Raw genomic sequence first — 16,436 nt, 5'->3', positions numbered from 1 at the left:
GGCGGGGGGCGTGGCGCGGGGGGCCCGCGGTCGGGGTGCCCAGCCCTGACCTCGCGGTACTGACGTGACACCCGCTCGGGTATTGCGGGTCCCCTGAGCGTCTCCCACGTCGAGGTGCCGACTCAGTAGACGTACGGCCAGCCCGCGGAGTCGTAGCCCAGGAGGTTGATGCCCAGCCTCGAGGCCCCGCTGTCGGTGTAGTAGTGGTAGAAGAGCGCATCGGCGTCGCTGTCCGGGAGCACCGCCTGGTGGCCGGGCCCGTGGATGCTCCCGTGGCCGGCCAGGATCTCGGTACCGCCGCCCGACGTCATGGCCGTCCCGGCGCGGTCCACGTAGGGCCCCGTGACCGACGTCGATCGGCCCACCATCACGCGGTACGTGCTGCTCGCACCCTGGCAGCAGACGTCGAACGAGACGAACAGGTAGTAGTAGCCGTTGCGGTAGTGGATGGTCGGTGCCTCGATGGCACCGCCGCCCCGGCCGGCGATGCTCCGGAGCTCGGACCCTGACCGCAGGCCCGTCGAGGAGTCGAGCGTGATCATCTTGATGCCCGACCAGAAGGACCCGAAGCTGAGGTACCAGCGGCCGGACTGGTCGATGACGAGGTTCGGGTCGATCGCGTTGAAGCCGTCCGACGTGTTCGACTCGATGACGAGGCCCTGGTTGGTCCACGACCCCTGCGCGCCCGTGGTGCTCGTGGCGAGAAAGATGCCGGAGTGGTTCGAGCCGAAGGTCGACGCCGAGTAGTACAGGTAGTAGCGGCCGTTGACGTAGGTGATGTCGGGCGCCCAGAGGTGGTCGCTGCCGTTCGTGTACGAGTGCGCCCAGGGTGCACCGTTCGGGAACACGGCCCCGGCGTCGTTCCAGCGGGTGCGGTCCGTCGACGTCTTCAGGGTGATCCCGGCGCCCGTGTGGGCGAGCAGGTAGTTGCCGCCGGGCGACTTGGCCACCTCCGGGTCGTGCACACCCGTGCTCCCGGTGACGACGCCGGGGTCGGGGTAGGCCGCCGTCGCGGCGGGAGCCGCCGAGGCGATCGCGAGCCCTGCGGCGACGAGCAGCGCGACGGCTGTCTGTCGGCGCCGGGCGCTGCGGGTGGGACGTGCGCGGAACTGGTGCATCGTTGCCTCCGTCCGGTACGTGCCGGACCCGACGGAGCAGTGACTGTGAACGCTCACAGTCGCTGCCGGATCATCGTCGCTCCGGCTTCTACAAGGTTGTAGAACAGTGTGGAGGTGGGTGAATTCGCGCGTCAAGAGGTAGCCCGGGTCCGTCGTACGGCCTGTGAAATGTCCCGGGTCGCGGGGTAGTGTTCCCGACACCGCTGAGGGAGGACACCGATGCCCGCGCCCACGCTCTTCGACTACTCGGACCACAGTCCGTACTCGAACCCCGGAAACCACACCGGATACTTCACCGAGCTGAGTACCGACCCGGAGGCACTGCACCAGTTCGTCTGCTCGGCCGTGGTCCACTACCGCGCCGGCGGCCCCGCGCTGACCGAGGCGCAGAAGAGCGACCCCGACCGGCGCTGGCTGACCTCCATCCTGGACGCCGCGGAGCTGCGCGCACCGCTGGACGGGCCGCGTACGCAGGCGCAGCAGGTGGCCGGCTGCTGCCGCGACCACACACTCCTGTCGCTGGGCGTGCTGCGCACGCACGACGTGCCGGCGCGGTCCCGGATCGGCTTCGCCACGTACTTCACGCCCGGCTGGAACGCCGACCACGTGGTCGGTGAACGCTGGGACGGGAAGCGCTGGCTGCGGTTCGACCCCGAGCTGGACCAGCAGGACTTCGACTTCGACGTGCACGACATGCCGACGGGACCGGACTCGCCGTTCGTCACGGCGGCCGAGGCGTGGCTCGCGATCCGCGCCGGGACCGCCGACCCCGCAACCTTCGGCGTGACGGCTGAGGTGCCCTTCCTGCACGGCAAGGACTTCGTCCGCTACTACGTGCTGTACGAGGTGGCGCACCGGCACCGTGACGAGCTGCTGCTCTGGGACCTGTGGGGCCCGGAGCTGGGCACCTCGTACGTCCGTGAGGCCGCGGGCGGCCAGGCGGCGACGTGGGTCCAGGACGCCGGTCTGCCGGGCGCCGAGATGTCCGACGCCGAGTTCGACGCCGTCGCCGACGAGCTCGCCTACCTGCTCGTGGCCGCAGACTCCGGGGACGGTGAGGCGGCCGACCAGCTCGCCGAGCTCTACCACGGGGACTCGCGGCTGCACCCGGGCAACCGCGTGCTCACGCTGTCGCCGACGGGCCACGGCGGCATCACGGACCTCACGGTCCGCTAGCTGCTAGGCCCGCGGCGGCAGGCGGCGGACCAGCTCGGTCAGGACGTCGCTCGTACCCGAGTCGATCTTGACGGTCGCGTACTTGTCGCCGCGGGTGATGCCGCGGTTGACGATCACGACCGGCTTGCCCGCCTCCGCTGCGTGCCGCACGAACCGGAGCCCGCTCATCACCGTCAGCGACGAGCCGGCGACGAGCAGCGCGTCGGCGGAGTCGACCAGCGCGAACGCCCGGTCCACCCGCTCCCGCGGCACGTTCTCGCCGAAGTAGACGATCTCGGGCTTGAGCACGCCCCCGCAGAACTCGCAGGGCGCCGGCTTGAAGTGCGCGGTCGACTCGATGACGGCGTCGGCGTCGGGCGCGATCTCGACGTCCGCGACGTCGCCCACGGACTCGAGGAAGCCGGGGTTGAGCTCGGTGAGCCGCTCGGCGAGGTGGGTCCGGGAGATCACCCGGCCGCAGGTCAGGCAGATCACGCGGTCGTAGCGTCCGTGCAGGTCGATGACGTTGCGGGAGCCCGCGTCCTCGTGCAGGAGGTCCACGTTCTGCGTGATGATCCCGGTCAGCAGCGCGCGCTCCTCGAGCTCGACGAGCGCCCGGTGCCCGGCGTTCGGCGCGGTGCGGTCCACGTGCTGCCAGCCCACGTGGTTGCGCGCCCAGTAGTGCCGACGGAACTCCTCGTCGCCCACGAACTGCTGGTACGTCATCGGGTTGCGCGGCGGGGAGTCGGGGCCGCGGTAGTCGGGGATGCCGGAGTCGGTCGAGATCCCGGCGCCCGTGAGTGCGGTGAACCGGAGGCCCGAGAGCACGTCCACGGCGTCGTCCACGGTGGTACGGGCGACCTCGACGCGCTGGGGCTCCCACGTGGTGGGGCGAGCTTGAGGGAACACGCTTACGAGGGTATGCCGACGTCGGCCCGCCGCACCCGAGGTGTGTTCCATTTCGCACGGCCGTGCGGGCCGCTAGCCTGGGGTCTCCTTGCACCGGAGCATGAGGGGACCGCGTGGGCGACTCAGCGATTTCAAGGATCGACAGCACCCTCGCGGGCGACGACTTCGCCTGGTCCGTGACCCTGGTCGGCGAGGACCAGTCGGACAAGCTCGCTACCCTCGCCCATTACCTCGACGACGGCCACTCGACGTCCGGCGACGGCAAGCGGGTCCCGTCCGGGTACGCGTACTGGGGCATCGGCCCGACGATCGCCTGGTCCAACGCCTCCAACGACCCGACGTACATGGTGATCAAGGTCGGCACCGAGATGTTCCGCCGGCAGTGGCGCACCATCTCGCCGCTGGTCACGGACGAGTGCGTGCACCTGGTGAGCCTCGGCGTCGGCACCGGGGCCAAGGACGGCATGTTCCTGGAGACGATGCACCGGGCCAACCCGTCCATGCTCTACGTCCCGGTCGACATGAGCGCCGAGATGCTCCGGACCGGGTCGCGCACCGCCGTCCGTGACGCGCACTTTCCCCTGGACCGGTCGCTGGGCCTGCAGATCGACCTGTCGCTGGACGGCAACCTCGAGGAGCTCAAGCAGTTCCTGGACCGCCTCGTGGGCGACGAGGCGATCCTCTTCTCGCTCGTCGGCAACACGGTCGCCAACTTCGACGACGACGCGGAGTTCCTCGACGGCATCGCCAAGGTGCTGCGCCCGCAGGACCGGATGCTCGTCGAGTTCGCCACCACGGAGAGCCTGGCCGGGGACGCCGTCCACGCCGCCGAGGCCGAGTACCGCCAGACCCGCGGGTTCGTGGAGTTCGTGGCGAGTGCCGTCCGTTACAACACCGACCTCAAGATCGACCTGGAGCAGGTCCGGTTCACCGGGGCGGTCGACGACGAGAGCATCCTGCTGAAGGTGTTCTGGCAGAACGTCGGCAGCGAGACGCTCCGCATGGCCATCCCCGGCAGCCGGCCGGTGCACCTCAAGCCGCTGGACACCATCCGCCTCTACACGACGCGCAAGTACACGACCGAGCGGATCGACCAGCTGGTCGCCGACGCCGGCCTGCGGACCACCCACGTGCAGCGGGAACGCTTCCGGTACGCGCGGCGGCAGAACCCGTTCGGGCTCGAGCTGCGCCTCCTGGCGCCCGACGAGAACGCGCCGACGCCCCTGCCCGCGTTCGACGTATGGAAGTGACCCGGGCGGCACGAGCGGTCCGGGCGCGCGTGCGCCTGGCGCGGCGCCGGGTCGCGGGGGCGTGGTCGGACCGGCGCTGGGCCCGACGACGGCGTGTGACCGTCGCCGCCGTGACCTACACCCTGCTGGCGGTCGCGTTCGTGCTGGGCATCCTGTGGATCCTCGGCATCGGCCCCGAGTGGGAACCGTGGGTCAACTCGCTGACCCTGCTGGCGGGCGTCACCGGCCTCGTCGTGGAGCGGCAGAACGCCGAGACGGAGCGCCGCTCGGAGCTGGTCGCCTCGGTGATCTTCGAGCTGCGGCAGAACCGGGTGATCGTGGAGCGCCGGCTCGCCGGGCTCCGGACCGGCGGCGACCGGGCGCTCTCGGTGAGCCCCCGGCTGGCGCTCTCGGCGGTCGACGTGGCGCTGGCCTCCGGCGTGCTCAGCCGGGCTCCGGACAGCGCGCTGGTGGAGAAGCTGCACCGCTGGCGCGAGCGGGTCCAGGGGTACAACTGGCGCCGGGACCTCACCGAGTTCGAGCTCATGATCGTCAAGTACCAGGAGCGGCCGGACGCCGTCGCGAACATGTCCAGCCTGGCCAACGAGCGGCTCTACCTGTTGCGCCTGCGCACGCTGCTCGACCAGCTGCACGCGGCCCTGCCGCAGGTCTGACCCGGGTCCGACGCTCAGCCGCGCCGGGCCTCGAAGAACGCACGGAGCAGCGCGCCGCACTCGTCCTCGCGGAACCCGCCGAGCACCTCGACCTCGTGCAGCGCGCGCTGGTCGCGCACCAGGTCCCAGACCGATCCGGTGGCCCCCGCCTTGGGGTCCCACGCGCCCAGGACCAGCCGCCGCACCCGGGACTGCACCAGCGCCCCGGCGCACATGGGGCAGGGCTCCAGGGTCACCACGAGGGTGCAGCCGGTCAGGCGCCACTCGCCGCGGGCCGCTGCCGCGGCACGCATGGCGAGCACCTCGGCGTGCGCGGTGGGGTCCCCGGTCGCCTCCCGCTCGTTGTGCCCGACGCCGATCACCCGGCCCTCGTCGTCGAGCACCAGGGCGCCGACCGGCACGTCGCCGGTGTCGAGGGCGAGGCGGGCCTCGTCGAGCGCGACGCCCATCCACCGGTCCCAGTGGGCGCGGCGCTCGGCGGCGCTCAGGCTTGCGGTGTCGGACACACAGGTCACCCTAGTGACCTGCGGGTCCGACAACGCGGCGGAGTGTGGGACTGGCGACTTTCCGGGCCTCCGCACCATCGGGGCGTACGGTCGCCCGGTAGCGTTGCCCCCATGCGCCTTCACGTCGTCGATCACCCCCTGGTGGCCCACAAGCTCACCGTCCTGCGGGACGAGACCACGGACTCGCCCACCTTCCGCCTGCTGGTGGACGAGCTGGTCACCCTCCTGGCTTACGAGGCCACCCGCGAGATCGCCACCGAGCCGCACGAGGTGAAGACGCCGATCACCACCATGACCGGCACCCGCCTCGCGTCGCCGCCGCCGCTCGTGGTGCCGATCCTGCGCGCCGGCCTGGGCATGCTGGACGGCATGAGCCGCCTGCTGCCGACGGCGGAGGTCGGCTTCCTCGGCCTCGTGCGTGACGAGGAGACGTTCAAGGCCGTCACCTACGCCAACCGCCTGCCCGACGACCTGACGGGCCGGCACGTGTTCCTGATCGACCCGATGCTCGCCACGGGCGGCACGCTGGTCGCGGCGATCGACTACGTGCTGGAGCGCGGCGCGCGCGAGGTCACCGCGGTGTGCCTGCTGGCCGCCCCGGAGGGCATCGCCCTGCTGGAGGAGCACGTGGGCGACCGCGCCAACCTGTCCGTCGTGGTCGCGGCCGTGGACGAGCGCCTCAACGAGAAGGCCTACATCGTGCCCGGCCTGGGCGACGCCGGGGACCGGCTGTACGGCATCGTCTGACGCCAGGGGCCGGGCCTGGTGCCCGGCCCGCGCGTCAGGCCTTCGATGCCTGGGTATCGCAGGGGTCCTCGGTGTTGTCGAGGCGCATCAGGCGCCGCCACGTGCTGTCCGTGGGCGCCGGCATCACGATGGGGGTCCAGGCCACCGCCTGGTCGGCCGTCGTCCGCCCCGCGGCCGCCGACGGCTCGGTGGCACCCGTCTGGTCCGTCCCCGCCGACGGCTCCGCGCCGGGCGTGGCCTCCCCGCTCGCCTCGGGCTCGCAGGTCGGCTCGGGCAGCACGCACTGCTTGCCCTGGACGGCGAACGAGCGCTCCACGGTGAACGACCTGCCCTCCACGACGCGGGTCAGCCGCACCGTGACGTTGCTGTCGAGGCTGAACAAGGGCTGTTGGTCGAGCTCGAACGTCGTCGCCCCGGCCGGGACCTGCTGCTCCTGGCTCTGCTCACCCGTTCCGTCGTGGATCAGCAGCCCGGTCCAGTCCCGCCCGGTCCGGTTGTCCACCGTCGCCTTGATCTGCACGTCCTGGCCGACGCACTCGGCCACGGTCGTCACGTCGAGCTGCTCCTTCGCCGGCCAGGTGACCTCGGCGCAGGACTTGAACCGGACGTCCAGCGGTCCGAACGTCTGCCCGCCCGCGATCACGGTCACGGTGTCGGTGCCCCAGGTAACCGGGAACTCGATCACCTCGGTGGTCCCCGGGGCGACGGTGCGGGTGATGTCCCCGACGTGGAACCGCACGTTCAGGTTCGAGGCGGTGTTGTCCGCGGTGACCTGGAAGGTCTGCACCGACTGGTCCTTCTCGACATCGAACAGGCATTCGCCCGCCGACAGGGGCCGGTCGCCCAGGGCCGGTTCGATGTTCCCTGCCCCGAAGCGCTCCGTCGGGTTGGTGGCGGGGGCGATCGGCTCGGCGGCCAGGTCACCGTCGGCGTCCGCCACCTCACGCGTGAGGTGGAACGTGGCCTCGCCCTCCGGCATGTGCGAGCGCTTGGTGTCCACCGAGAGGTCCACCGTGCCGCCCGCCGCCACCGGCCGCTTGACCGACGTGACCGCGCCGTCGCCCACGGGCACGGACATCACGACGAACAACGACTCGTTCGTCGTGTTGGTGATCGTGGCCCGGACGCCCACCGTGCCGCCGACGTTGGCGATCTCGGCGGTCGTCTCGACGTCCCACGCGGGCTTGTAGCAGTCGGCCGCGCGGTGGTCACCGGCACCGACGCGGGTCTCGTACGTGTTGCCGTCCACCGACGTGGCCAGCACGAAGACGGCCTGGCCGGCCGGCACGCGCATGCCGTCGTGCACGGCGATCTCCACGGACTCGCCCGGCGCGACGTCCTTGCCGTTCGACTCGCTGTTCCCGGCCGCCTGCAGGGTGACCCGGACCGTGCGGTCGGTCGTGTTCCGGTAGGTGCCGGTCACCATCGCGTCGGCCTTGTCCACGCCGCCCTCGGCGTAGCAGGACGCGGTGATGGTGCCCACGCCCGCGGAGGCGTTGGCCCAGGCCGAGGTCGCGACGAGCGTCGCGGAGGACGAGCGGGCGGCCCCGTCGAGGACCGGCCGGACGTTCACCACCCCGAGCTCGGCCGGCTGCGCCGACTTCGCCGCCTCGGTAGCGGTGGTGATGTTCAGCGGCACGTCGACGGTCGCACCCGGTTCGAGCGACACGGAGGACGCGTAGGCGGCGTCGAGCGGCTTGCAGAGCCAGGCGTTCGGCATCTCGCCGGCCGCGCACGTGAGCTGGGACTGCGTGGACGCAGGACGCACGCCGTCGGGCAGCGACACGGCCACCGCCCAGCCACCGGCCGCCACGGGGCGGTCACCGGTGCTGACCAGGGAGACGGGCAGCGAGGCGGAACCGGGGCTGGCGAGCGACACGTCCGTGGTCTGCGCCGACAGCTCCTGGCCGAACGGCGCCACGGTGCGGCCCGGCAGGTCCACGCTCATCGCCTGGAGACCGTCGGCCCAGACCTTGGTGCTCACGGGGTAGTCGCCCCCGGCGTTGGCCTGCACGGACGTGACCACGGTGCGTGATGCGCCCGGCGCGAGCTCACCGATCGAGCAGAGCAGCACGTTCGCCTGCTCCGTCGGCATGCAGGGGACCGCGGCCGCGGGCTGGGGGCCCTCCGTGGCGGACCCGCTGGGCGAGGCGCTCGGCGAGGTCGGCACCTCGCCGGTGGGCGAGCTCACCGACGCGTCGGCATCGGCCTTGGTGTCGGAGGTGCTGCCCGGCGTGGGCGTGACCTGCGGCGCCGGGGTCGCAGTCGCCGTCGTCGACTCGGTCGCGGAGACCAGGCGGCCGGTGCCGACGCCCGTGCCGAAGGACCCGGCCGGCTTCGTCGCGGCGAGCCCGGCCGGCAGGGTGACCTCCATCTGCGCGCCCGTCGCAGCGGCCTTGCCCGTGTTCTCCACCGTGAACGTCAGGTCCTGGGACTCGCGCGGGGTCAGCGGCTGGCCGGCGTCGGCGTAGTTCACCGTGAGGTAGGCGGTCTCCGCGCTGGGGACCAGGTCGGTGGGCTGCGGGACGTCGCCGCCGTCCCGGACGCCCTCGGTGCCGCCGCCCGGCAGCTCCCGGCCGTCGTGCGTGGCGATCACGGTGTCGATGAATGTCTCGGCCTCGGGCGGCGCGGTGATCTGCAGCGCCGCGACCAGGCCGACCGCTGCGACGGCGAGCGCGCCTGCGGCCACGCTCCCACCCGTGGCGGCAGCCGCGGCGGACGCGACTGCGCCCGCCGAGCCGGAGACCGCGGAGGACATCGCGCCGGAGAACGAGCTGGTCGAGGCCGCGCCCACGGTGGTCGCGGTCTGCGCGCCGCCCGCGACGGCGCCGGCCTTGGCCGCACCCGCGATGACCAGGCCACCGATCGGAGCGCCCGCGCCGACCAGCGCGAGGCCGCCCGCGCCGAGCACGAGCGGGGCGATAACGGTCTTCATGCCGTGCGCCACGTCGTGCAGCTCGAGCACCAGGGCGCTGCAGGTGGCGCAGGTCGAGAGGTGCTCGTCGATCTTCGCGGTCTCGCGCTTGGACAGGCTCGCGCGCACGTACCCGCCGAGCAGCGGGTTGACGGTGCGGCAGGTGTCCGACGGCGAGTGGCTCAGGTGCTGCTGCAGGTACCCCGCCCGCAGTGCCTCCTTGGCGCGGTAGAGCAGGGCGGACACGCCGTTGGGGCTCAGGCCCAGCACCGGCGCGACCTGGGCGGGCTTGAGCTCGTCGACGAGTACGTACCAGAGCACCTCGCGCCAGCGCTCCGGCAGGTCGACGTAGGCCTTGGCGATCACGCTGCGCTCGAAGCCCTCGAGCGCGGGGTCGTCCTTGGAGGCCACGCGGCCGAGCACGGACTCGATCTCGTCGTCGGTGCTGGGGCGCGTGCGCGCGGCGCCACGCGAGACGTCGAACGACCGGTGGCGGACCATCGTGTACAGGTAGGGCCGGAAGCCGGCGTCGGGACCGACCCCGCGGCGCAGCATCTCGAACAGCTTGCTGAAGGCGTCGGCGACGACGTCCTCCGCGTCCGCGGCCGAGACGTACTGGCGGGCGAGGGCCCGAGCGGCTGCCGAGTGGCGCTCGTAGAGCACGCCAAAAGCATCGCGGTCACCTGACCTGACCTGCAGGATCAGTTCCGCGTCGCTAGGGGTTTCACCGGTGCTGCTCTCGACTTGCCTCAACGTCTACCCAGACTCTCGCGGTGGCCGCGGTGCGGTTGACTGTCGCCGTTCTGCCACGACTATAGAGCCAAGTGGACGATTTAGGGGGTGGAATTCCACATTCCTGGGTGACGACCGGGTGAAGTCCGGTACATCGCCCCCGAAGGTGCGTCATGATGTATCCCCGTGAGGGTCCCTTCATCATGAGCGAGGCACAGCAGGAGGCGCGGGTGCGTGTGCACGACCTGCGCGAGCGGTGGCGAGCTACGAGTCTGGCGTCGGTTTGGATCCGGCCGAACGACTGGGAGCACCCCGCCGCTGAGGCGCTAGCAGAGGCACTGGCCGAGGGCCGGGGCGTAATCGCCCCCGCCGAACGGCTCGGTGCGGCGCGCGCCGGAGTAGGAGCTGGGATCACCGAGGCACTGGACGACGTCGCCTGCCTCTACGCCGCCTTCGGGCGCCCCACCGACGTCGGCGCACTGCGGGCCGCCGCGATCGGCTGGGTCGGGGAGCGCGAGCGCGTGCCTTACCAGATCGCCACGCACGATCCCTCGACCGGTCTGCCCACGGGTGAGTACCTGGGCGAGCGGCTGCGCGAGACCTACGGCACCGCGCAGCGGACCGGCACCGCTGCCGGGGACACCCACTGCCTGCTGGTGCTCGACGTCGGCCTGGACAGCCTCGACACGTGGCAGCGGCTCGCCCGCTCCGCCGCGATCGGCCGCACCCTGCACCAGGTGTTCGGCGAGGGCCATCCGATGGCCGCGATCGGCGACGGCACGTTCGTGGTGCTCTGCGAGCGGGGCCCGACGACGGCGGAGCTCGGCCAGTCGCTGCGCCGCGTCGTCGAGCGCAACGCCGAGGTGCTGGGCCTGGCCACCGAGGTACGCCGGCCCACGCGGGTCTGGGTCGAGCGCCTGCCCGGAACACATGCGGACGCACTGCTCCTGCTGGACCACCTGGCGCGCTGAGCGCCGCCACACACTCCCGAGTGAACTGGCCGGGGCCCGACGTAGCGCCCCGGCCAGCTCTGCTCAGCTCTCCTCGAAGGTGAGGCAGTCGGCGTGGGCCGGGTCCTCGGGGCCGGGGCCCACGCGGATCGACGGGGCGTTGCACTCCAGGTTGTCGTTGTGCGTGCACTCGCCGCGCTGGCAGGCACCCACGTGCGCGATGACCTTCTCCAGGCCGCCCTTGGTGCTGAGCGGGATGAACGTGGCGCAGGCCGCGTCGCCCGTGTGCCCGCCGATCGTGACGGCGCCGGCGTGACAGCCGTGCTCGTGGTTGTAGCCGCAGCCGTCGACCGAGCACTCCACGACCTCGGGCATTTCCATCAGCGTGCTCATGGCAGCTCTCCTCGCTCCGTGCGTCACTTCTGCGGAATGCGTCGATCGTATTCCTGAATGACAGATCGCACAGAGCTGAGGAATGCCTTACCTACATTCCGGCACCATTCACGATTAACGAAAGAATTGCATTGCTGAAATGTCGCGCTGGCCTCGGGGGCAGCTACTCCTCGCGGCGCGGGGCCGGGCGCCACAGCACGACGGCTCCCCCGCCGACGGCGCGATGCTCCAGGTCCACGCGCATGGCGGCGCTCCGGACGCGCTGGCCACGCTGCACCACCACGACGTCGCCCGCTGCGGGCCCGGCAGCAAAGACGCGGCTCTCCTCCTGGACCCGCATGAGCAGGTCACCGAGGCGTTCCTCGAGCACGGAGACGTGCGCCTCCAGGTCGAGGATGCGCTTGATCCCGGCGAGATTGATGCCCTCGCCCTGGGCGAGGCGCTGCACCTGGAGCAGGCGCGCCACGTCGCGGCGTGAGTAGCGGCGGCCGCGGCCGCGGGTGCGCCGGGGGACCACCAGCCCGAGGCGGTCGTACTGGCGCAGCGTCTGCGGGTGCATGCCCGCGAGCTCCGCGGCCTTGGACACGGTGAGCACGGGCGTGTCGTCGTCGACCATGTGCTCCTCCGAAGTCTCTTTTGTGCGTCTGCGTGCGGGCAGGTTACCGAATTGCGGTGCGGTGGGGCATATGCCTCACCGCACCGGCGTCATTCTGCCGCCCGCGCGACCAGGCCTGCGCGCACGTCCTCGCCGTCGTTCTCGGCGGCGAAGGTCTCGAGCGCCTGCTTGGCCTTTCTGCTGAGCTTCTGCGGCACGGCCACCTGCACGGTGACGAGCAGGTCGCCGGTCGCCTTGGCCGTCTGGACACCACGGCCCTTGACGCGCAGCGCCCGGCCCGACGGCGTCCCCGCCGGCACCTTGAGCCGCACGGTGCCGCCGTCCAGGGTGGGCACCTCCAGCGTCGTGCCGAGCGCGGCCTCCGCGAACGTGACGGGCACGGTCATGCGCAGGTCCACGCCGTCCAGGGTCCATACCGGGTGCGGCGTGACGTGCACGGTGACCACGAGGTCACCCGCCGGGCCGCCGGCGACCCCCGGGCGGCCCTTGCCGCGCAGGCGGATCTTCTTGCCGTCGTTGATTCCCGCCGGGATGCGCGCGGTGATGGTGCGGCCGTTGACCTCGAGCTCGGCCGTCGTGCCCTCCACCGCCGCCCGGAACGGCAGCGTGACCTGGGCGACGACGTCAGCCCCCGCCGTCGGCGCCGCGTAGCCGGTCGTGCCCTGGCCGTAGGCCGTGCGGCCACCGCCGAACATCGAGCCGAGGATGTCCTCGAAGCCCGCGCCGGCGTTGCCGCCCTGGGTGTAGCGGACGCGCGGCCCGCCTCGGCCGCCACCCTGGGCGCCGCCGAACATGGCGCCCATGATGTCCTCGAACCCGCCGGCACCGGCACCGCCGGCACCCGCCGAGAAGCGGGCGCCGCCCGCCATGGCGCGCACGGCGTCGTACTGGCGGCGCTGCTCCGGGTCGGAGAGCACCGCATAGGCCTCGCCGATCTCCTTGAACTTGGACTCCGCCGCCGCGTTCCCCTGGTTCTGGTCGGGGTGGTACTGGCGCGCGAGCTTGCGGTAGGCCTTCTTCACGGCGGCGTCGTCGGCGTCCTTGGACACGCCCAGCACGGCGTAGAAGTCCTTCTCCATCCAGTCCTGACCGGTCATGGCACCTCACTTCCGCGTCGATACCGGTGGTCGGGCTCGTCGAGACCTGGGCCCCGACAAGCTCGACCACCGGGGGCTACTACTCCGGTCCGACGACGCCCACGCGTGCCGCCCGGACCACCTTGTCGCCGATCTTGTACCCGGGCTCGACCACGAGGTTCACCGTGGCTGCCGTCGCGTCCGCGTCGGTCGAGTGCATGAGCGCCTCGTGCAGGTTGGGGTCGAACTCCTCCCCCACCTTGCCGAACCGCTCGACGCCGAACTTCTGCAGGCTCTGGTCGAGCTTCTCGGCGATCGCGGCCATGGCACCGCTCAGCTCGCCGTGCTGCTTGGCGCGCTCGACGTCGTCGAGCACGGGCAGCAGGGCCGCGAGCACGTCCTGCACGCCCCGGTTGCGCGCGGCCTCCTGGTCGCGCAGCGCCCGGTTGCGGTAGTTCGTGAAGCTGGCCCGCTCGCGCTGCAGGGCGTCCAGGTGTTCCGCCGCCTCCGCCTTGGCCTTGAGCACCTCGGACGCCTCTGCGGCGTCACCCGAGGGCTCGAAGTCCAGGCCGGCCAGCGGGTCGCCCGACGCGTCCCCCTGAGCGGGAGACGCGGCGGGCTCGTCCGCGGCGTCGTCCGCCGGAGCGGGCTCGGCCGGTCGCGCCTCGTCGCCGGAGGCGTTCACCTTGCGCTTGTCCGTGAACTGGAAGGGGTGCTCCCCCGAGCCCTCGGGCTCGGGGGGTCCCTGCTGGTGCTCGTCCGTCACTTGCGCTCGTCCTCGTCGTCCACGATCTCGGCGTCCACGACGTCCTCGTCCTTGGCGGACTGGGCGTTCGCCGCCTGCGGGGCGCCGTCGGCACCCTGCGCCGCGGGCTGCTCGGCCGCGTACAGGGCCTCGCCGATCTTCTGCGACGACGCGCCGAGCTTCTCGTACGAGCTCTTCACGGCGTCGGGGTCCTCGCCCTCCAGCGCGGACTTCACGGCGGCGATGTCCGCCTCGACCTCGGTGACGACCTCGGCCGGGAGCTTGTCGCGGTTGTCCGCGATCTGCTTCTCCATGGAGTACGCGAAGGCCTCGGCCTGGTTGCGGGTGTCCGCCTCCTCGCGCCGCTTCTTGTCCTCCTCGGCGTGCAGCTCGGCGTCCTTGACCATGCGGTCGATGTCGTCCTTGGGGAGCGCGGAGCCGCCCGTGATCTTCATCGACTGCTCCATGCCCGTACCGCGGTCCTTGGCGGACACGTGCACGATGCCGTTCGCGTCGATGTCGAAGGTGACCTCGATCTGCGGCACGCCACGCGGAGCCGGCGCGATGCCGGTGAGCTCGAAGACGCCCAGCGGCTTGTTGTCGCGGGTGAACTCGCGCTCGCCCTGGAACACCTGGATCGCCACGGACGGCTGGTTGTCGTCGGCCGTGGAGAAGACCTCGCTCCGCTTGGTCGGGATCGCGGTGTTGCGCTCGATGAGCTTGGTCATCACGCCACCCTTGGTCTCGATACCGAGGGACAGCGGGGTGACGTCGATCAGCAGGACGTCCTTGCGGTCACCGGAGATGACACCGGCCTGCAGCACGGCGCCGACGGCGACGACCTCGTCCGGGTTCACGCCCTTGTTGGGCTCGCGGCCGCCGGTGAGCTCCTTGACGACCTCGGTCACCGCGGGCATGCGGGTGGAACCACCCACGAGGACCACGTGGTCGATGTCGGAGACCGAGATGCCGGCGTCACGGATCACGGCGTGGAACGGCGCCTTGGTGCGGTCGATGAGGTCCTGCGTCATCTGCTGGAACTGAGCTCGCGTGAGCTTCTCGTCCAGGTGGATGGGGCCGTTCTCGCTCATCGACAGGTACTGCATCGAGATGTTGGTGCTCGTCGCGGACGAGAGCTCCTTCTTGGCCTGCTCGGCGGCCTCACGGAGGCGCTGCAGCGCGATCTTGTCCTTCGACAGGTCGACGCCCGAGGAGTTCTTCACCTGCTTGATCAGGTGCTCCACGACGCGCTGGTCCCAGTCGTCACCGCCGAGGCGGTTGTCACCGGAGGTGGCGCGCACCTGGATGGTCGAGAAGTCGTCCTCGTCCTTGCCCACCTCGAGCAGGGAGACGTCGAACGTACCGCCACCGAGGTCGAAGACGAGGATGAGCTCGTCCTCCTTGCCCTTCTCCAGGCCGTAGGCGAGGGCGGCCGCGGTGGGCTCGTTGACGATGCGCTTGACGTCGAGGCCGGCGATCTGGCCGGCGTCCTTGGTCGCCTGGCGCTCGGCGTCGTTGAAGTACGCCGGGACCGTGATGACGGCCTCGGTGACGGGCTCGCCCAGGTACTCCTCGGCGTCACGCTTGAGCTTGCCCAGGATGCGGGCCGAGATCTCCTGCGCGGTGTACTTCTTGTCGTCGATGTCGACGGTCCAGTCGGTGCCCATGTGGCGCTTGACCGAGGAGATGGTGCGGTCCACGTTGGTGACGGCCTGCCGCTTGGCTACCTCACCGACCAGGACCTCGCCGGTCTTGGAGAACGCGACCACCGAGGGGGTGGTCCGCGAGCCCTCCGCGTTGGCGATGACGGTGGGCTCCCCACCCTCGAGGACCGCCACCACCGAGTTCGTCGTTCCGAGGTCGATACCTACTGCGCGTGCCATGTCTACTGCCTTCCTACGACAGATTGAGTCTGCTGCACTCAACTTAAGCCGGAGCTCGCGAGGAAGCAAGCTGACGCTCGTAAAGTTGAGCCTACTTCACTCAACTACGGCGGGGGCGAAATAGTTCCCGGCGGGATTATCGTGACGCCATGCCCTTCGAGACCCTCCTGACGGACGACGTCACGCTGCGCGAGCTCAGCAAGGACGACGCCGACGCGCTCGCCGACGCCTACGTCCGCAACCGCGAGCACCTCGCGCCCTGGGAGCCCGAGCGGCCCGCGGAGTTCTACACCGCGGACTGGCACCGGGAGCGGCTGTGGACCCAGGTCCTGGACAACTCGACCGGCCGCGCGCTCCACACCGTGCTCGAGTCCGACGGGCGGATCGTGGGCCGCCTGAACCTCACCGACGTCGTGCACGGGGCCTTCGAGAACGGGCACCTCGGCTACTGGCTGGACGCCGGGTTCACCGGGCGCGGGCTGATGACCCGGGCCGTCGGGGCGATGGTGGCCCACTCCCGGGACGAGCTCGGCCTGCACCGCCTGCAGGCGGCTACGCTGCCGCACAACACGGCCTCCCAGGCCGTGCTGACGCACGTCGGGTTCGAGCGGATCGGGTTCGCGCCCAGCTACCTCAAGATCGCCGGCGAGTGGCAGGACCACGTCGTCTTCCAGCTCATCCTGCACGGCTGAAGCGGCCGGCGGATCTTTCGCCACGCGGCACGATCGAGACTATTTCGCCCCTGTCAACAGGCGCGACGCCCTGACCTGCGGTACACAAGGGTGCACG

The 16,436-nt window shown here is 71.3% G+C and carries 15 protein-coding genes; 6 read left to right on the top strand and 9 right to left on the bottom strand.

All coding sequences use genetic code 11. The annotated features are described in order from the left end of the window. Window positions 1-122: 122 nt before the first annotated feature. Window positions 123-1,118, bottom strand: a complete 996-nt coding sequence (locus tag ACH47X_RS26075) for an arabinan endo-1,5-alpha-L-arabinosidase (protein WP_397408232.1) — start codon at window positions 1,116-1,118, stop codon at window positions 123-125. Between the two features lie 219 nt (window positions 1,119-1,337). Between ACH47X_RS26075 and ACH47X_RS26070 the strand changes: the two genes are divergently transcribed. Further along, on the top strand, window positions 1,338-2,294 hold the full coding sequence (locus ACH47X_RS26070; protein WP_397408230.1) for a transglutaminase domain-containing protein: 957 nt from the start codon (window positions 1,338-1,340) through the stop codon (window positions 2,292-2,294). A 3-nt stretch (window positions 2,295-2,297) separates the two neighbouring features. On the opposite strand, the gene ACH47X_RS26065 is transcribed toward ACH47X_RS26070, so the two are convergent. Beyond that, entirely contained in the window at window positions 2,298-3,233 is a 936-nt protein-coding gene (locus ACH47X_RS26065) for a Sir2 family NAD-dependent protein deacetylase (protein ID WP_397408229.1), read from the bottom strand. Window positions 3,234-3,295: 62 nt separating this feature from the next. Here ACH47X_RS26065 and ACH47X_RS26060 point away from each other — a divergent pair, with 62 nt between their 5' ends. Together ACH47X_RS26060 and ACH47X_RS26055 are read left to right on the top strand one after the other, a co-directional pair. Beyond that, a complete protein-coding gene (locus ACH47X_RS26060; RefSeq protein WP_397408228.1) occupies window positions 3,296-4,432 on the top strand; it encodes an L-histidine N(alpha)-methyltransferase in 1,137 nt (378 codons plus the stop codon). After that, window positions 4,423-5,085 (top strand): hypothetical protein, encoded by a 663-nt coding sequence (locus ACH47X_RS26055; RefSeq protein WP_397408226.1) that lies wholly within the window; start codon window positions 4,423-4,425, stop codon window positions 5,083-5,085. The genes ACH47X_RS26060 and ACH47X_RS26055 overlap by 10 nt, the downstream gene beginning before the upstream one ends. A gap of 14 nt (window positions 5,086-5,099) precedes the next feature. Here the strand turns inward: ACH47X_RS26055 and ACH47X_RS26050 are convergent, their stop codons facing one another. Continuing rightward, window positions 5,100-5,534 (bottom strand): nucleoside deaminase, encoded by a 435-nt coding sequence (locus ACH47X_RS26050; RefSeq protein ID WP_397408236.1) that lies wholly within the window; start codon window positions 5,532-5,534, stop codon window positions 5,100-5,102. Between the two features lie 168 nt (window positions 5,535-5,702). Here ACH47X_RS26050 and upp point away from each other — a divergent pair, with 168 nt between their 5' ends. Beyond that, window positions 5,703-6,338, top strand: coding sequence for a uracil phosphoribosyltransferase (gene upp / locus ACH47X_RS26045; RefSeq protein ID WP_026366119.1), 636 nt, complete (start codon window positions 5,703-5,705; stop codon window positions 6,336-6,338). A gap of 34 nt (window positions 6,339-6,372) precedes the next feature. Here upp and ACH47X_RS26040 read toward each other — a convergent pair whose 3' ends face one another. Next, window positions 6,373-9,915, bottom strand: coding sequence for a sigma-70 family RNA polymerase sigma factor (locus ACH47X_RS26040; protein WP_397408225.1), 3,543 nt, complete (start codon window positions 9,913-9,915; stop codon window positions 6,373-6,375). 272 nt (window positions 9,916-10,187) lie between these two features. Between ACH47X_RS26040 and ACH47X_RS26035 the strand changes: the two genes are divergently transcribed. Further along, the gene (locus ACH47X_RS26035) at window positions 10,188-10,955 is read left to right on the top strand and encodes a hypothetical protein (protein WP_397408223.1); all 768 of its coding nucleotides are present in this window, start codon (window positions 10,188-10,190) and stop codon (window positions 10,953-10,955) included. Between the two features lie 63 nt (window positions 10,956-11,018). Here ACH47X_RS26035 and ACH47X_RS26030 read toward each other — a convergent pair whose 3' ends face one another. The 5 genes from ACH47X_RS26030 to dnaK form a co-directional block, all read right to left on the bottom strand. Then, window positions 11,019-11,327 (bottom strand): DUF1540 domain-containing protein, encoded by a 309-nt coding sequence (locus ACH47X_RS26030; RefSeq protein WP_020017795.1) that lies wholly within the window; start codon window positions 11,325-11,327, stop codon window positions 11,019-11,021. A gap of 163 nt (window positions 11,328-11,490) precedes the next feature. Continuing rightward, a complete protein-coding gene (locus ACH47X_RS26025) occupies window positions 11,491-11,943 on the bottom strand; it encodes a heat shock protein transcriptional repressor HspR (RefSeq protein WP_397408220.1) in 453 nt (150 codons plus the stop codon). An 89-nt stretch (window positions 11,944-12,032) separates the two neighbouring features. After that, complete coding sequence (locus tag ACH47X_RS26020; protein WP_397408218.1) at window positions 12,033-13,040, bottom strand: DnaJ C-terminal domain-containing protein; 1,008 nt, start codon at window positions 13,038-13,040, stop codon at window positions 12,033-12,035. A 79-nt stretch (window positions 13,041-13,119) separates the two neighbouring features. After that, complete coding sequence (grpE, locus tag ACH47X_RS26015; RefSeq protein WP_397408216.1) at window positions 13,120-13,785, bottom strand: nucleotide exchange factor GrpE; 666 nt, start codon at window positions 13,783-13,785, stop codon at window positions 13,120-13,122. Continuing rightward, entirely contained in the window at window positions 13,782-15,647 is a 1,866-nt protein-coding gene (gene dnaK, locus ACH47X_RS26010; RefSeq protein ID WP_397408214.1) for a molecular chaperone DnaK, read from the bottom strand. Before dnaK ends, grpE begins: the two co-directional genes overlap by 4 nt. A gap of 149 nt (window positions 15,648-15,796) precedes the next feature. Between dnaK and ACH47X_RS26005 the strand changes: the two genes are divergently transcribed. Beyond that, window positions 15,797-16,339 (top strand): GNAT family N-acetyltransferase, encoded by a 543-nt coding sequence (locus ACH47X_RS26005; protein WP_142040863.1) that lies wholly within the window; start codon window positions 15,797-15,799, stop codon window positions 16,337-16,339. The last annotated feature ends 97 nt before the right edge of the window (window positions 16,340-16,436 follow it).

The sequence above is a fragment of the Promicromonospora kroppenstedtii genome, from assembly GCF_044389675.1.
In the GTDB taxonomy this organism is placed as follows: Bacteria; Actinomycetota; Actinomycetes; order Actinomycetales; family Cellulomonadaceae; genus Promicromonospora; species Promicromonospora kroppenstedtii.
The sequence above is the reverse complement of the archived record's forward strand: the minus strand, read 5'-3'. Positions and strand labels throughout refer to the sequence as shown.

Coding starts and splice junctions, on each gene's coding strand:
- ACH47X_RS26075 (WP_397408232.1), bottom strand. CDS start 1,118: ATGCACCAGTTCCGCGCACGTCCCACCCGCAGCGCCCGGCGCCGACAG.
- ACH47X_RS26070 (WP_397408230.1), top strand. CDS start 1,338: ATGCCCGCGCCCACGCTCTTCGACTACTCGGACCACAGTCCGTACTCG.
- ACH47X_RS26065 (WP_397408229.1), bottom strand. CDS start 3,233: ATGGAACACACCTCGGGTGCGGCGGGCCGACGTCGGCATACCCTCGTA.
- ACH47X_RS26055 (WP_397408226.1), top strand. CDS start 4,423: ATGGAAGTGACCCGGGCGGCACGAGCGGTCCGGGCGCGCGTGCGCCTG.
- ACH47X_RS26050 (WP_397408236.1), bottom strand. CDS start 5,534: ATGGGCGTCGCGCTCGACGAGGCCCGCCTCGCCCTCGACACCGGCGAC.
- upp (WP_026366119.1), top strand. CDS start 5,703: ATGCGCCTTCACGTCGTCGATCACCCCCTGGTGGCCCACAAGCTCACC.
- ACH47X_RS26035 (WP_397408223.1), top strand. CDS start 10,188: ATGAGCGAGGCACAGCAGGAGGCGCGGGTGCGTGTGCACGACCTGCGC.
- ACH47X_RS26030 (WP_020017795.1), bottom strand. CDS start 11,327: ATGAGCACGCTGATGGAAATGCCCGAGGTCGTGGAGTGCTCGGTCGAC.
- ACH47X_RS26025 (WP_397408220.1), bottom strand. CDS start 11,943: ATGGTCGACGACGACACGCCCGTGCTCACCGTGTCCAAGGCCGCGGAG.
- ACH47X_RS26020 (WP_397408218.1), bottom strand. CDS start 13,040: ATGACCGGTCAGGACTGGATGGAGAAGGACTTCTACGCCGTGCTGGGC.
- dnaK (WP_397408214.1), bottom strand. CDS start 15,647: ATGGCACGCGCAGTAGGTATCGACCTCGGAACGACGAACTCGGTGGTG.
- ACH47X_RS26005 (WP_142040863.1), top strand. CDS start 15,797: ATGCCCTTCGAGACCCTCCTGACGGACGACGTCACGCTGCGCGAGCTC.